11 protein-coding genes are annotated in these 14965 nt (G+C 72.5%); 6 read left to right on the top strand and 5 right to left on the bottom strand.

The features are described from left to right. A partial coding sequence (locus BZL64_RS24880) for a nucleoside/nucleotide kinase family protein (protein ID WP_107430340.1) occupies window positions 1-612 on the top strand: 612 nt, incomplete at its 5' end. A 26-nt stretch (window positions 613-638) separates the two neighbouring features. On the opposite strand, the gene BZL64_RS24885 is transcribed toward BZL64_RS24880, so the two are convergent. The 5 genes from BZL64_RS24885 to BZL64_RS24905 form a co-directional block, all read right to left on the bottom strand. Beyond that, on the bottom strand, window positions 639-2465 hold the full coding sequence (locus BZL64_RS24885) for a hypothetical protein (protein ID WP_086771427.1): 1827 nt from the start codon (window positions 2463-2465) through the stop codon (window positions 639-641). Window positions 2466-2471: 6 nt separating this feature from the next. Beyond that, a complete protein-coding gene (locus BZL64_RS24890) occupies window positions 2472-3350 on the bottom strand; it encodes a carbohydrate ABC transporter permease (protein ID WP_086771428.1) in 879 nt (292 codons plus the stop codon). Window positions 3351-3383: 33 nt separating this feature from the next. Then, the gene (locus BZL64_RS24895) at window positions 3384-4361 is read right to left on the bottom strand and encodes a carbohydrate ABC transporter permease (protein WP_086771429.1); all 978 of its coding nucleotides are present in this window, start codon (window positions 4359-4361) and stop codon (window positions 3384-3386) included. A 76-nt stretch (window positions 4362-4437) separates the two neighbouring features. Further along, complete coding sequence (locus tag BZL64_RS24900; protein WP_086771430.1) at window positions 4438-5769, bottom strand: ABC transporter substrate-binding protein; 1332 nt, start codon at window positions 5767-5769, stop codon at window positions 4438-4440. 270 nt (window positions 5770-6039) lie between these two features. Then, the gene (locus tag BZL64_RS24905; RefSeq protein WP_244205480.1) at window positions 6040-7173 is read right to left on the bottom strand and encodes an ROK family protein; all 1134 of its coding nucleotides are present in this window, start codon (window positions 7171-7173) and stop codon (window positions 6040-6042) included. Between the two features lie 353 nt (window positions 7174-7526). Between BZL64_RS24905 and BZL64_RS24910 the strand changes: the two genes are divergently transcribed. The 5 genes from BZL64_RS24910 to BZL64_RS24930 form a co-directional block, all read left to right on the top strand. Continuing rightward, the gene (locus BZL64_RS24910) at window positions 7527-8435 is read left to right on the top strand and encodes an N-acetylglucosamine kinase (protein ID WP_086771432.1); all 909 of its coding nucleotides are present in this window, start codon (window positions 7527-7529) and stop codon (window positions 8433-8435) included. A gap of 383 nt (window positions 8436-8818) precedes the next feature. After that, on the top strand, window positions 8819-10738 hold the full coding sequence (locus BZL64_RS24915; RefSeq protein WP_086771433.1) for a phosphatase PAP2 family protein: 1920 nt from the start codon (window positions 8819-8821) through the stop codon (window positions 10736-10738). A 294-nt stretch (window positions 10739-11032) separates the two neighbouring features. Continuing rightward, window positions 11033-11956, top strand: a complete 924-nt coding sequence (locus tag BZL64_RS24920) for a MurR/RpiR family transcriptional regulator (protein WP_086771434.1) — start codon at window positions 11033-11035, stop codon at window positions 11954-11956. A 317-nt stretch (window positions 11957-12273) separates the two neighbouring features. Beyond that, window positions 12274-12654 carry a hypothetical protein gene (locus BZL64_RS24925; protein WP_190046534.1) on the top strand — a complete coding sequence of 127 codons (381 nt, stop codon included), beginning with the start codon at window positions 12274-12276 and terminating at the stop codon, window positions 12652-12654. A 100-nt stretch (window positions 12655-12754) separates the two neighbouring features. Then, window positions 12755-14965, top strand: a 2211-nt coding sequence (locus BZL64_RS24930) for a SpoIIE family protein phosphatase (protein WP_086771435.1), incomplete at its 3' end; no start/stop codon positions are given.

The following is a 14965-nucleotide window of genomic DNA, read 5'->3' on the forward strand; positions in this document are numbered from 1 at the left end:
GCGCGTGCCCTCGCGCGCGGGCGGCGCCGCGCGATCCTCGGCATCGCCGGCGCGCCCGGCGCGGGCAAGACGACGCTCGCGGAGCACCTGGTGCGGGAGCTGAACGGCACCGGGGAGCCCTGGGTGGCGCGGGTGCCGATGGACGGCTTCCACCTCGCCGACGCCGAACTCGGCAGGCTGGGCCGCCGGGACCGCAAGGGCGCTCCCGACACCTTCGACGCGGCCGGGTACGCGGCCCTGCTGCGCCGGCTGCGGGAGGAGGCCGACGGCGACGACATCGTGTACGCGCCCGGTTTCGAGCGGGACCTGGAGCAGCCCCTCGCGGGCGCCGTCCCGGTGGCGCCGGCCGTCCGCCTCGTGGTGACGGAGGGCAACTACCTGCTGCTGGGCACGGGCGCGTGGGCACGCGTGCGGGCGGAGCTGGACGAGGTGTGGTTCTGCGAGGTCGACGAGGCGGAGCGGGTGCGCCGGCTCGTCGCCCGCCATGAGGAGTTCGGCAAGGAGCACGCGGCGGCGAAGGCCTGGGTCCGGGGCACGGACCAGCGCAACGCCGACCTGGTGGCGGCGACGCGCGACCGGGCTGACCTGGTGGTGCGGGGCCGGTTCGGCTGACGCTCGGCGGCCGACCCCACGCGTGCTCAGGTCTCGCGCAGGGTCAGCTCCGGTTCCCCGTGGGCGTCGTCGTCGCCGAGTACGGCGGTGAAGCGGGCCGTGCGGATGACGAGGTCCGTTCCGTCACGGGTGACGGACACGGTCAGCGGGTCCGGTGAGCCGTAGCGGACCGCGAAGACGTGGAGGTCGTCGGGGGCGTCCGGGACGGGGCCGGCCTCCAGGGCCGTGGAGCTGACCAGGTGGCGCCAGCCCTCGTCGGGGTCGCCGTAGCCGCGCGGGTCGGCGGCGAGGGCGAACGCGGCCTGCTGCTGGGTGAGTTCGGCGCGGGCGTCGAAGTGCTCCGCGCCCTCGGCCGCCGGATGGGTCAGGCGCAGGGTGCCGGCCGAGACGGCCTCGCCGTGTGCCGTACGGCGCACCCGGTCGCCGTCGTCCTTCGCGTAGGGCAGACCCGCCAGCAGGTACGGCGTGCCGGCGAGGCGTTCGACGGCCACCGTCGTCCACAGCAGGGTGCCGTCGGTGACGTAGAGGGAGCGCACGTACCGCAGGACGTGGTCGCGGCCGACGACGGGTTTGGTGACGAGCTTGGCCCTCAGGGTGGCGGTGCGCAGGTCGCGGACGCGGACCTCGCCCATGGGCCGGCAGAGCAGGAAGCCGTCGGTGACGGGGCCGTAGCCGTGCTGGCGGCTGACGGCGGCGGGCAGGTAGTAGGTGCCGCCCGCCTCGATCACCGAGGGGGTCATCCGGTCGTCGAAGGCCACCGAGACGGTGCCGGCGCGCAGTTGGTGGCGGGCCGGGTGTCCGGCGGGCGTGCGGTGCCAGCGGGTGGTGTCCTGGATCTGCCAGACCAGCATCCACGCGAAGTGGCCGTCGACGCCGCCGTCGGCCTTCACCGCGTGCCGGCCCCAGCGGGTGTCGCCCCGGTAGCGGCCGAGGTCGGAGCCGATGCGGTGGCCGAAGTAGCGCAGGCCGAGGACCGACTCGAAGCCGGAGTGCTGCTCGCTGTAGCGGGGGCCGCCGTTGTCGAAGCCGCCGTTGGTCAGCCGGGCGTCGATGTACCGGGCGAGCGCGTCGCCGTCGCGGGCGAAGACGTCCTCGCCGCTGACCCGGTGGGCCTGGGCGAGGAAGGACAGGGAGATCGGGCCGTAGTTGTTGTCGTAGGCGCCGCCGTGCTCGGGGGGCAGGAGGGCGCCGCGGTCGCGCACGTGGTGGGCGCGGATCTCCTCCTCGTACAGGCTCATGGCCCGTGCCCGCACCGACTCGCCTTGGGGTCCGTGGAGTTGGCGGGCCAGCATCAGGCCGCCGACGACGCAGCCGAGGGCCTGGTTGCCGGCTTCCTGCGGGTTGAAGAAGGTCGCCTCGGTCAGCCAGCGCCAGTAGCCGTGGGCGACCTGGAGCAGCTCGTGGCGGAGTTCGTCGTCGAGCAGGTCCGTCGCGGTCTCGGTCACATTGACGAGCTGGAGCAGCGCCCAGACCGTGCTCGGCCAGTCCCCGATCGGGTGCGCGCCGGGCGCGAGGGTGTAACGGGCGTACGGCAGACCCGAGTTGCGGACGCGCAGGTTCGGGTAGCCGGGGTTGTCGTCGCGGTAGACGCGCTCGCGCAGATGGAAGTCCACGCTGCGGCGTACGGCCTCCGGCAGGCGCGGGTCCCTGGAGCGTTTCCAGGCCAGGGCCAGCAGGGAGGTGATCCCGAGGGAGGTGTCGCCGATGTCGTCGACGCAGTCGGGGTGTTCGAGGCTGCCCTGCGGGGTGAGCCGGGCGAGGGCCTGCTCGGTGACGTCGGCGAGGACGGCGTCGTAGGCCTGCGGGGTGTCCGCGAGGTCGTGCAGCGGGCCGCGCTGGTGCGGGAGGTACACGTCTGCTCAGCCCTTCATGCCGGAGGTCGCCAGGCCCTCGACCAGCCTCTTCTGGAAGATGAGGAAGCAGATGAGGGTCGGCAGGAGGGCGAGGGTCGACATGGCGAGCATGGGGCCGTAGGACGAGCCGCTGGTCTGGTCCATGAACAGCCTCAGGCCGAGGGGGACGGTGAACTTGTCGTTCTGCTGGAGGTAGACGAGCTGGTGCAGGAAGTCGTCGTAGGTCCAGATGAAGGTGAAGATGGTGGTGGTGATCAGGGCCGGCTTCATCAGCGGCAGGATGATCTTCCAGTAGATCTGCCAGGGGTTGGCGCCGTCCATCATGGCCGCGTGGTCCAGCTCGCGCGGGATGGAACGGATGAACTGGACCATCAGGAAGATGAAGAAGGCGTCCACCGCAAAGAACTTGGGCACGATCAGCGGCAGATAGGTGTTGATCCAGGTCAGGTTGTAGAAGATCGTGTACTGCGGGATGAGGACGGCCTGGGTGGGCAGCATCAGCGTGCCGAGCATCAGGCCGAACCAGATCTTCTTGCCGCGGAACTCGAAGCGCGCGAAGGCGTAGGCGGCCAGCGAGCAGGAGATGACGTTGCCGATGACCGCGCCGATCGTGACGATCAGCGAGTTGGTGATGTAGAGGGAGAAGGAGTTGCCGGAGCCGCTCCAGCCCTCGGAGTAGTTCTCCGGGCGCACCTCGTTCGGGATGAGTCCGGGGTGGGTGAAGATCTCGGTGTCGGGCTTGAGCGAACTGCTCAGCATCCACAGCAGCGGATACAGCATGACGACCGCGACGCCGATGAGCACGGTGTGGATGAAGATGCGGCGGGCGCCGGTGGCCGTGCGGAGCTTGTGCAACGGCGACGCGTCGGGGGTTATGGCGGACATGGTGGGAAGGACTCCTCGCTCGGACGTCAGGCGTCAGTCGTCGTAGTGGACCCAGTAACGGCTGGCGATGAAGTTGACCGCCGTGAAGCCTGCGATGACCAGGAACAGCACCCAGGCCATGGCCGAGGCGTATCCCATCTCGAGGTCGGTGAAGCCCTTCTTGTACAGGTAGAGGGAGTACAGCATCGTCGAGTTGAGGGGCCCGCCGCTGCCGTTGCTGATGACGAAGGCGGGGGTGAAGGTCTTGAACGCGTCGATGATCTGCAGGATGACGTTGAAGAAGACGATCGGGGTCAGCAGCGGCAGGGTGATCTTGAAGAAGCGGGTGGCCGGGCCGGCGCCGTCGATGGCCGCCGCCTCGTACACGTCCCTGGGCAGCTGCTTGAGGCCGGCCAGGAAGATGACCATCGGGGTGCCGAACTGCCAGACGGCCAGCAGGATCAGCGTGTAGATCGCCGTGTCGGGGCTGGAGATCCAGTCCTGGCCCTTGATGCCGAACCAGCTCAGGAAGTCGTTGAACAGACCGTCCCCGCCGAAGACCTGGCGCCACACGATGGCGACGGCCACCGCCCCGCCGAGCAGCGAGGGCAGGTAGAAGGCGGCCCGGTAGAGGCCGATGCCCTTGAGGTCCCGGTTGAGCAGCATCGCCACGCCGAGCGCGAGGGCGAGCTTCAGCGGGACGGACACGGCGACGTACAGGAGCGTGGCGTGCACCGAGTCCCAGAAGACCGGGTCCTCGGCGAACATGTGCTCGTAGTTCTTCGTGCCGACCCACTCCGGGGGCGTCAGCAGGTCGAAGTCGGTGAAGGACAGGTACAGCGAGTCGAGCATCGGATAGATCGTCAGGCCGGCCAGGCCGACGAACCAGGGGGCCAGGAAGACGTACGGCCACCAGCCTCCGCCCCGCTTTCTGGCGAGGCGGCGCCGCATGCGTTCGCGCTCCCGCTGGTCGGACAGGGACGCCGCGGCCGGCGCCTCCTTCACGACCTCGTCGGTCTTCGCGGTGGTCATACTCATCTCCCTGGCCTCTCCCGGTGTTTCCCGTGCGCCGCTCGCGAGTGCCTGTCCGTGGGACAGGCAGGCCGCCCTACGCGGACAGAATTCCTGCCGCCTGGTCGAAGAACGCGCCGAGCTGCGCCTTGATGGACTTCTTGCCGAAGGCCACGGCGAGGTTGGACTGGAACAGCAGGTCCCAGACCTGGTCGGCGCCCTGCGGCGGGGGGACCGGGTTGGGCAGCGCGTTCGTCGCCTTGGCCACGCGCTGGGAGATGTAGTCGGCGTTGGCCATGTTCAGCTTGTCCGTCTCGGACAGGCCGGAGGAGATCAGGTTGCGGGCCTTGTCCGTCGGCGGGATGCCGCGCAGGAGCTGGAAGTCCTTGATCGCGCTGTCGTTCTGCGCGATGAACGAGATGATCTTGACGGAGTCGGCGATCCGCTTGCTCTTCTTCGTCGCGCTGAGCAGCACGCCGCCGTTGACGAAGTTGCCCTCGCGGGCTCCGGACCAGTCGCCCTGCGGGGTGGGCAGGAAGTCGAGCTGCGCGTCGGTGATCGAGCCGCCCGCGCCGTAGACGCCGGAGTCGAAGGTGAACAGCGACTTGCCGATGACGACCGCGTTCTTGGTGAGGTCGTTGTGCGCGGCGGAGGTGATGGCGGGCGGCGGGGAGGCGTTCAGCTTGCGCATCTCGGCCCAGTACTCCCACCACTCCTGGAGGGTGTCGGCGGTGAAGCCGACCTTCTTGCCGTCCTCGGAGAAGAAGGTCTGGCCCTTCTCGCGAGCGAAGATCTCGAAGCACTGGAGGGTGCCGCCGCCGCCGTCGTCGACGCCGTAGGTCTTGCCGCCGCTCTTCTTGTAGACCTCCTGGGCGATCGACTTGAGGTCGGTCCAGGTCCACTCGCGTTCGGGCAGCTTCAGGCCGAGGGCCTCCAGGCCGCTGCGGTTGACGGTGAGCTGGTTGACGCCGATGCCGGACGGGACGCCGTACAGCTTGCCGTCGACGGTGCCGTTCGCCAGGAGTGTCTTGGCGAAGCCGGTGAGGTCGAGGCTCTTGCCGACGTACTCGTCGAGCGGGGCGAGGACCCCCTTGCGGGCGTACTGGGCGACGAGCGCGGTGTCCATCTGCATGAGGTCGGGCGCGCTGCCGCCGGCGACGTTGGTGTTGAACTTGTCGAAGTACCCGTCGTACCCGGAGTAGGTCGGCTGGACCTCGATCTTCGGGTTGTCCTTCGCGAAGGTCGCAAGCGCTTTCTTGTAGGCCGCGTGACGCTCGTCGCTGCCCCACCAGGTCATGGTCAGCTTGCTGGTGCTGCTGCCCGCCCCGGTGCCGCCGGAGCAGGCCGCGAGCGAGCTGCCGAGCGCTCCGGCTGCGGCGAGACCGCTCGCGGTGCGGAAGATGGTTCTGCGCGAGATGTGGTGACCCACCGGGTCCTCCCTGAGGTGCGTGACGGGTTTCCCGGCCGGTCGATGCGGCACGGGGATGCTGCTCTGGATGGCGCCTTCCGGTGGAGCGGCCTCGCCCGGCCGCGCCATCCTGACGGGTGCGTATCCCCGGCCGCCATGGCCGTCGTCACACGAGCACGCCCTCGTGCGGCTGCCGTACCTCGGGTACGGGCGGGACGCCTGCCCCAAGTCGACGTCCCGGCCGACTTAGAAAGCGCTTGTCCGGACATTGGCAGACCGAGTCCGAGGCCGTCAATCCTTCACCCGCGCCGCCTCGGTCACGGTTTGGACTCCCCGGGCCACCGCGAGCCGGGCCGCGCCGACGACCGTTCCCAGGTCACCGACGGTGCTGCTGACCACCTCGGTGGGCCAGCTCAGCCGCTCCACCTCGGCCCGCACACCGGGCAGCAGCCGCGGATCGGCGCCGGTGCTGCCGCCCAGCACGACCAGCCCCGGATCCAGTACGGCGATCACGGCGGCGGCGAGCCGGCCCACGTCCACGGCATGGCGGTCCAGGACGGCACGGGCCGGGGCGCTGCCCTTGCCGGCCAGGGCGAGCAGCCGGTCGGTGGTGCGCGGACAGGGGCCGTCGGTCTTCTGCCAGATCTCGGCGGCCCGGCGCAGCAGGGAGCGGGCGCCCATGTAGTCCTCCAGGGCCTCGTGCCGGGGCTCGCTGCCGTCCGCCCAGGGGTAGGGCAGCCGGGCCAGCTCTCCCGCGGCGCCGTTCGCCCCGCGCAGGACCCGCCCTCCGACCACGATGCCGAGGCCGATACCCACGCCGATCCGCAGATAGCCGAAGGTGTGCCGGCCCCGCGCCGCGCCCTCGTGCAGCTCGGCCAGCGCGGCACAGTTCACGTTGTTCTCCAGGTGGACCGGCACCCCCGGCGGCAGCGCGACGGCCACGGCGTCGAAGACGGGACCGGCCTTGGCGGTCGCCGGGCGCATGCCGGTGCCCCGCTCCCCCGGCGCGGTGACGTCACCCACGGCGACCACGATGGTCCGCAGCGGAGCATCGTCGGGCAGCGCGTCGAGCGCCTCCCGTACGACGTCGGCGGCGCCCGCCCGTGAGCCGGTGGCCTCGGCGAGCAGCGTGCCGTCCAGGGCGCAGCCGCGCACCCGGGTGAGGGCCGGGCCGAGATCGACGGCGAGTACGGACCCGGCGGCGGGACCGAGACGGTAGACGGCCGCCGTCCGTCCCGTACCGCCCGAGGAGGTGCCGGAGTGGGCCGCGAGGCGGACGCCCTCCAGCTCCGCGACGGCGGAGGACACCGTCGGCTTGGACAGGCCCGCCAGGGTCGCGAGCTGCGGCCGGGTGGCACTGCCCGCCTCGGCCAGCACGGCGAACACCGCCCCCGCGCTCTCGGTCAGCCGGGGGGCTCTTGCCACGACGTGTTCCACGGTTCCCCCATCTCAGATCACGGGGCCGCACCCGCACGCCGGCCGTCTCTACCGGTCGGCTCTCTGCGGAGTACGGCGTCGGAAGAGGGCCGGCGTCCAGCGTTTCGCACGCGTTCCCGGCCCGGCCGGAACGCACTCGTGGCCGAGTGCGCGACGACTCTTGACGCACTGTACTTCGTTAGTTAACTTCCTAACGAACATCACGGTACTCGCCTGCCGTGCTCCGTCAGAGGCCCGTCCCGGGGCTTCGTTCACCCCTTCCGTCTCCTGTTCCCTCCTGTCCTTCTCAGGAGCACGGTTCGCCCGCCGTCGCAGCCCAGCGCAACGACGAAAGAGGATCCGTGCAGGACTCCCCTCCCGCGTGCCCCCTGCTGGTGGGCATCGACGTGGGCGGCACCAAGACGCACCTCCGCGCGCTCGCGGGGGGCGACCTCGTCACCGACCACGTCCGCGCCAGCGCCGGCTGGCGGCCGCACGAGCCCGCTGCCGCCGCCGACTGGCTGGCCGCGCTGGTGCGCGACGCGCTCCCCGCCGGCGCCCGCCCCCGTGCCCTCGCCGTCGGCGCGCACGCCTGTGAGACCCCCCGCCAGGGTGCCGGGATCGGCGCCGCCGTCACCGCCCTCCTCGGCGTGCCCGCCCGGGTCGTGGGCGACGCCGAACTCCTCGTCCCGGCCGCCGGTCTCGACCAGGGCGTCGGCCTGGTCGCCGGCACCGGCTCGGTGGCCGTGGGCCGGCTGCCCGACGGCACCGCCGTCCAGGTGGGCGGCTGGGGCGCGGTCCTCGGCGACGAGGGCGGCGCCGCCGGTCTGGTGCGGGAGGCGGCCCGCGCCGTATGGGCTGCCCACGACCGCGGGGAGCGGCCCGACCGCCTCGCGCTCGGGCTGCTCGACTCGCTCGGGGTGCCCGAGGTGCCGGCCCTCGGCGCGGCCCTGGAAGGCGCCGGTGACCTCTCCGCCGAGTGGGGCCGGCACGCTCCCGCGGTGTTCGCCGCGGCCGACGACGGTTCCCCGCTCGCCCGGACCGTGATCGCCGAGGCGGGCGAGGCGCTCGCCGCCCTCGTCACCCGGCTCGCCGCCCGCGGGGTCCCCGTTCACGACGTCGTCGTCGCGGGCGGCACGGTGCTCGCCCAGCCCACGCTGTACGAGGCGTTCACCACGGCACTCGCGAGGACACTGCCGGGGGCACGGGCCAGGGCCCTGCGGGTCCCGCCGGTACAGGGCGCGATCGCACTGGCACGGGGGCTGGTGTGAGCGGGCACCCGCGGAGACCCTCACCGGGACACTCGCCGCCGCCCGCCGGGGCCACGACCGCGGCTGCGGTAGTGCTGGGGCGCCCCGGCCCGCCCGTCCGCGGCCCGGCCGCCCTCGCCGCGACGCATCGGCGCCCCGTTCACCCGCACGACACGTCCCGGTCGCCGGTCCCTCGCCGTGGGGACACGACACGGCCGTAGATCTTCGCACGTACGCACTATTCGACTCACGGATCGTCAAAACCGTTCAGAGTCGCACTCAGTCGCACCACATTCCGTCCCACCGCATTCCTGCCCATCACATTCCGCCGCACCGCATTCCGTCGCACTCGATCGCACGACCTCCCCGGCCGCACGGCCGAACAACTCGAGAGAGGCACCTCCATGCCGTCAACCGCCGTGAACCGACGAGGCTTTCTGAAGGCGTCCCTGGGCGGCTCCGCCGCACTGGTCGCCGCGCCGACGCTGGTCTCCTGGCTGGCCGCCGCCGACGCGAAGGCCGCCACGGCGGCCCCGGCGTCTACGGCCCCGCTCGCGTTCATCGACGACTACAAGACCAACGTCATGGCGAACCTCACGCCGGAGACCAACGCCGTGGTGCGCGTCCTCGGCGGCATGGCGCAGGTCTGGAAGACCGGCGCGGCCTGGAACACCGGCACCGCGCTGCGGCCCGACGTGCTGCGCGCCAACATGCGGTACTGCGCCCGCGTCACCACCGCCCGCACGGAGGCGCAGGCCAGGGAGGCGTTCGTCCACGACCGCCAGCACCAGAGCTACGCGATGATCGGCGCCCTGGGCCCGCTCGCCGGCCTCTACCGCACCGGAGCCAAGGCGGTCACCTCGATCACCGCCGCCCCCGACACCACTCCCCCGACCACGGTCAGCGACGCCGTCCCTGCCGACGCCCCGGCCGGTTCCGCGCTCGGCGCCGGGTCGTACACCTCGGACCTCGGGCTGGTCGCCAAACTGGTCGACACCGTGCGCGGCCCGTTCGCGTCCGGCAACCCCGGCAAGTACGCGTTCCAGTACCCGCGGCCGTGGCGCATGAACGAGGACAGCAAGGTCGTCGACACCGGCCGCACCGACGCGCTCGGCTACCCGGTCTACGACTCCAAGGTGGTCGTCGTCACCCAACTGCTGCGCCAGCGCAGCACCTCCCCCGTCGACGACGGAGGCTTCCCCAGCGGGCACACCAACGCCTTCCACCTGGCCGCCCTGGCGTTCGCCCACGCGGTGCCCGAGCGGTTCCAGGAACTGGTGACGCGCGCCTTCGAACTGAGCCACACCCGGATCGTCTCCGGCATGCACTCCACCGTCGACGTCATGGGCGGGCGCGTCATGGCCACCGCCCTCGCCGCGGCGGCGCTGGCCGACCCGGCCAACGCCGAGCTGAAGAAGGCGGCGCGGGCGCAGGCCCTGGCGTACTTCACGGAGCACACCGGCACCACGGCCGACACCCTGTACGCCCACGCGCACTCCGACGCCGGCGACCGCTACGCCGACCGCCGCGCCAACTACCGTTCCGTCGAGCCCCGGTTGACCTATGTGCTGCGCCGCGAAGGCCGCGACGCACCGCTCACCGTGCCCAAGGGCGCCGAGGTGCTCCTGGAGACACGGCTGCCGTACCTGAGCGCGGACCAGCGTCGCGAGGTGCTGCGCACGACCGCGCTGCCCGCCGGGTACGTCCTGCTGGACGGCTTCGAGCAGTGGGGCCGCCTCGACCTGTTCACGGCGGCCGACGGCTACGGCTCCTTCGCCTCGGACGTGACGGTCACGCTGGACGCGTCCGCCGGCGGCTTCCAGGCGGCCGACGCCTGGCGCAACGACATCGACGGACGGGGCGCACTGACGAAGAAGGGAACCGGCACCCTCACCCTGACCGGCCACAACCGCTACACCGGCGGAACCGTCGTGGAGGACGGTGTCCTGGTGTCGGCGTCGGCGCACGCGCTGGGCCACGGTGACGTGCGGGTTCTGGGCGGGACCGTCCGCGTCGACGAACCGATCCAGGTGCACGGCCTGTTCGCCCAGGAGTCGGGCACGCTGGAACCGACGCTGCGCGCGGGCCGGCGCAAGGCGGTCCTGACCGTGACGCGCCGGGTGGTTCTGGGAGCGGACAGCGTGCTGTCTCTGCGCCTGGACGAGGAACACCCGCCGGCCGTGGGCAGCACCGTCCGCGTGATCGACGCCCCGGCGCTGCGCGGCTGCTTCGGCCGGGTCGAGCTGCACGACGGGACGGACCGTCTGCGGGCCGTGCCGCTGTACACGGCCGACGGTCTGAGCGTGCGCATCGTGCGGCACTGACGAGGCGACGGCCGGAGCGGTCCGGCGGCGGGGCCGGGTCGAACTGCACGACCGCCAAGACCGCCCGCGGGCCGTGCCGCTGTGCACGGCCGACGGTCGGTCCGTGCGCATCGTGCGGCGATGACGCCGTGACGGGCCGGGGCGGCCCGCCGGCGGGCGCGGGCCCGTCGGCGGACCGTTCCCGCGCGCACCCCCTCCTGCGCTCACCAGGCGCGGGCCCGCCCTCTCGCGCACCCGGCCGGGCACGGTCCGTGAGCTATGTTGAGCTTCGTGGGAGAACACGGAGGAGGACCGGTGCCATCGCCTCAGCAGGCACGCGCACAGGGGACCACGATCACCTCGGGCAAGACCGATCCGGAGGCGGAGGTGTCCGCGACCTCCCGGCTCAGGGCGCTCTTCGACGGGCCTCATCTGTCCCCGGGCCAGCGGCGCATCGCCCAGTACCTGATCGAGCACATCACCGAGGCGGCGTTCCTGTCGATCACCGACCTCGCCGACCGGGTCGGGGTCAGCCAGCCCTCGGTGACCCGGTTCGCGGCGGCGGTCGGGTTCAGCGGGTATCCGGCGCTGCGGGAGAAGCTCCAGTCGATCGCGCTCGGCACGCTCGCGGGCGGACCGGCGGCGGCCGAGGAGAACGGGAGCAACGAACTCCAGGCGGCGGTCGACGCGGAGATCGAGAACCTGGAGAACCTTCGCCGCGACTTCGCCGACCCCGACCAGGTCATCGACGTCGGCCGGCGGCTGTCGGCCTCCACGCCGCTGACCGTCCTGGGCCTGCGCATCTCGGTCTCGCTGGCGGAGTACTTCGCCTACGCGGCCCGCCGTATCCACCCGGACGTACGGCTGGTCACACGGGGCGGCAGTGTCGCCTACGACGCTCTCCTGCAGTCCCGTGAGGCGGGCGGGACCTGGGTGCTGGCGTTCTCGATGCCCCGGCACGCGCAGGAGACGCTGACCGCGGTACGGGTCGCGCGCAGCGCCGGTCTCAAGGTCGCGCTGGTCACCGACCTGGCGCTGGGGACGCTGGCCGACGAGGCCGACGTCACCTTCGCCACCGGGACCGGCTCCCGGCTGGTCTTCGACTCCTACGCGGCCCCCGGGGTGATGGCCGCGGCGCTGCTCCAGGCGATGACGGACGCGGGTCCCGAACGCACCCAGGCGCGGCTGGAGGAGTACGAGCAGATCGCCGAGCAGCACCAGTTCTTCCTGCCCGAATGACCCGCCGCCGGCCGCCGGCTCCCGCACACCCCCCGGTCCCCGGGAATCGCACAGGGATCATTACGAACAAATCGCGCATGAATGTTTTCATACGCCTTGCAAAGAAGACGGCATATATAAATACTGCTCACGGTCGCACCCGCCCGCCAAGGGCACCAGAACGGGCACCCGAAGCCGCCGTCCCCTACCCGCGTCGGCGCCGAGGGTGCTCGGGGCCTCGCCCGGAGCGAGCGCCCGTGGCGGCCCCGGTCATCCCCTAGATCGGGGCCGCCCAGAACCGTCGGACCACCCGTCACGACGCCACACACCCGGAAGCGATGATCATGCCCCTGACGACGACGCGCATCAGCCCGGACTGGCCGTGCCAGGTCAAGACCCCCGGCAGCTACGACTGGGAGCGCTCCGCTGCCAAGTGGCTGCGCGAACTGGTGCCCGCGCGCTACGCGAGCTACCCCGCGCTGCTGCGCCACCCGGTGCTGCTCGCCCGCCATGCGCAGATCCAGGTCCAGCACGAGATCCGGGTGGCCCGCACCGCCCTGCAGACCGCCCGCGCCGACCTCCCCCGCCTCGGCCTGCCCGAGTCCGTCATCGAGCACACGATCAAGATGTACGCCGCCGAGGTGCTGCAACTCCAGCACATCGCCCGCAGCGTCCGCACGGTCTCCGAGGCGCTCGTGGAGGGCGGCCCCGGGCGCTGAACCGCCCCCTGGGCCCGACCGCCCCGGCAGCCATCGTCGCTGGCCGGAGCCATGACGCAAGACCGTGCCCGGACCCCGGCCGGTGTGCCATGCTCAAGGCGTGACGAGCGAAGCCGCCCGGCCCCCGGAGCCCGGTGCCGTACCCGATCTGGCCGCCCTGACCAAGGTCGTCGCCCGCCAGCGCGCAGAACTCGACCGGCTCCGTGAGACAGCCGCCGCCTCGGTGGTCCTGGAGCGTGCCAAGGGCGCCGTCATGGCCCGCACCGGCTGCTCCTCCGAAGCCGCCCACGAGGAGCTCCAGCGGCGGGCCGAAGACGGACGACGCACGCTCCTGGAGGAGTGCTGGATCGTCCTCGGCGGCCTCGGTCCACAGGATCCCGCGGTCGCGAACCCGCCCCCGGTCGCCGCGGTCACCGACAGCCCGCCGCGGTCCGCCCCGCTCCCGGCGGAACCCTACGGCGCGGCACTCGCCCGGTTCGGGCGCGCGCTGGTCCGGGTCGGCGGACCGCAGGACCTCGCCCGCTGCCTGCTCGACCACCTCCCGCCGGACACCGGGGCCGACGCCGTACTGATCTTCGCGCGGCAGCCCGCCGGCGGACTCGAACTCGTCGGGCACGCGGGCGTCGACGACCTGCTCGTCCAGCAGTGGAGCCGGGTGCCGCCGCTGACCGGGCTCGCCGCGCTGGCCGCCCTCGACGCCGGCGAGGCGCGCTGGCTGGAGAACGTCGACGAGGACCGGCGGCACTACGTGCTGATCGGGGAGCCTTCCCACCGGTGGCCGAGCCGCGCCTGGTTGCCGGTGACCGCCGGCAGGCCGGCCGACGTCGTCGTCGGCGTACTCCGGCGCCGCGAGGGACCGTTCAGCCCCGAGGTCCGCCGGCACCTGCTGGCCGCGGCCCGGCTGTGCGCGGGTCCGCTGCGGATGTTCGGCATCCGGCAGGACCGCGCGGTCGGCGCGGCGACGGAGGCGGTACGGACGGTGTTCGAACGGCTGCCTGGGGCCGCGGTCCTGCTCACCCCGCTGCGCGGCCCGTCCGGGGACGTCGAGGACTTCCGCGTCGACGCCGCCACCGCGGACGCCTCCGACGCCGTCGGCCGCAGCGGCCGCGAACTGGTGGGACTGCGCTTCCTGGAGTGCTGGCCGGCGACGGCCGAGGAACCGCTGTGGCAGGGCTGCCTGAACACGCTCGACTCCGGACGCCCCTACGAGAGCGAACCGTTCGCCCGGCAGCACATCGTGGCCGGGGTCGCCGAACTGGCCACCTACTCGACGCGGGTGGCGCGGCTGGGTGACGGACTGGTCGTCAACTGGAACCGGCACGACCCCTCGGACCGGCAGGAGCAGCGCCTCGCGGACGTGCAGCGGCTGGGCAACCTGGGCTGGGCCAACTGGCACCTGGTCAGCGGCGAGGTGAACTGGTCCTCCCAGGTCTTCGCCATCTTCGACCGCGACCCCGCGCGCGGTGCCGTGCCCCTGGAGGGACTGCCGGGTCTGGCGCTGCCCGAGGACGAGCCCGCGCTGGCCCGCGCCGTCGCCGGCCTGACGCGGGAGGGCCGGCCGTGCGACGTGCCGTTCCGGGTCGCCGCCCGCGACGGGATCCGTCATCTGCGGGCGGTCGCCGAGGCCGTGCCGGACGACCGGGGCACCCCGGTGGAGGTGCACGGCTTCGTCCAGGACGTGACCGCGCAGCGCAGTGCCGAACTCGCCCTGGTCGTCAGTGAACGGGCCGTCCTCACCCAGCACGGGGCGCTCCAGGCCGAGCGCACGGTCGCGGCCAGACTCCAGGACGCGCTGCTCCCGCTGCCCAAGCAGCCCGTGCGGCTGGCCGGCCTGCGGGTCGACATCGCCTACCTGCCCGCCCAGTCGGGGCTCAACGTCGGCGGCGACTGGTTCAGCGCCATCGAACTGCCCGACGGCGACGCGCTGTTCGTGGTGGGCGACGTCGCCGGGCACGGCGTCGACGCCGTCGCCGCGATGGCCCTGCTGCGGTTCACCGCCAAGGGCATGGTCATCACCGGCTCCTCACTGACCGGGGCCCTCGGCCGGCTCAACGCCCTGCTGCTGCACTCCCGCGATCCGCACGGCACGGCGACCATGGTCCTGGCCCGCTACAACCCGCGCGAACGGCGGCTGGTGTGGGCGCAGGCGGGCCACCCGCCGCCCCTGCTGGTGCGCGACGGCAAGGCCCGCTACCTCGACCGGCCCTTCGGGATACTGCTCGGCGCGGGCGACGGCGCGCGCTACGAGGAGGCGGAGTGCCGCCTCGCGCCCGGCGACCGGCTGGTCCTGTACACCGACGGCCTGGTCGAG

The organism is Streptomyces bobili, assembly GCF_002154575.1.
Taxonomy (GTDB): Bacteria; Actinomycetota; Actinomycetes; order Streptomycetales; family Streptomycetaceae; genus Streptomyces; species Streptomyces bobili.

Bases quoted from the DNA above. Each gene is read 5' to 3' on its own strand.
- BZL64_RS24890 (WP_086771428.1), bottom strand. From the start codon at position 3,350: ATGTCCGCCATAACCCCCGACGCGTCGCCGTTGCACAAGCTCCGCACG.
- BZL64_RS24895 (WP_086771429.1), bottom strand. From the start codon at position 4,361: ATGACCACCGCGAAGACCGACGAGGTCGTGAAGGAGGCGCCGGCCGCG.
- BZL64_RS24915 (WP_086771433.1), top strand. From the start codon at position 8,819: ATGCCGTCAACCGCCGTGAACCGACGAGGCTTTCTGAAGGCGTCCCTG.
- BZL64_RS24925 (WP_190046534.1), top strand. From the start codon at position 12,274: ATGATCATGCCCCTGACGACGACGCGCATCAGCCCGGACTGGCCGTGC.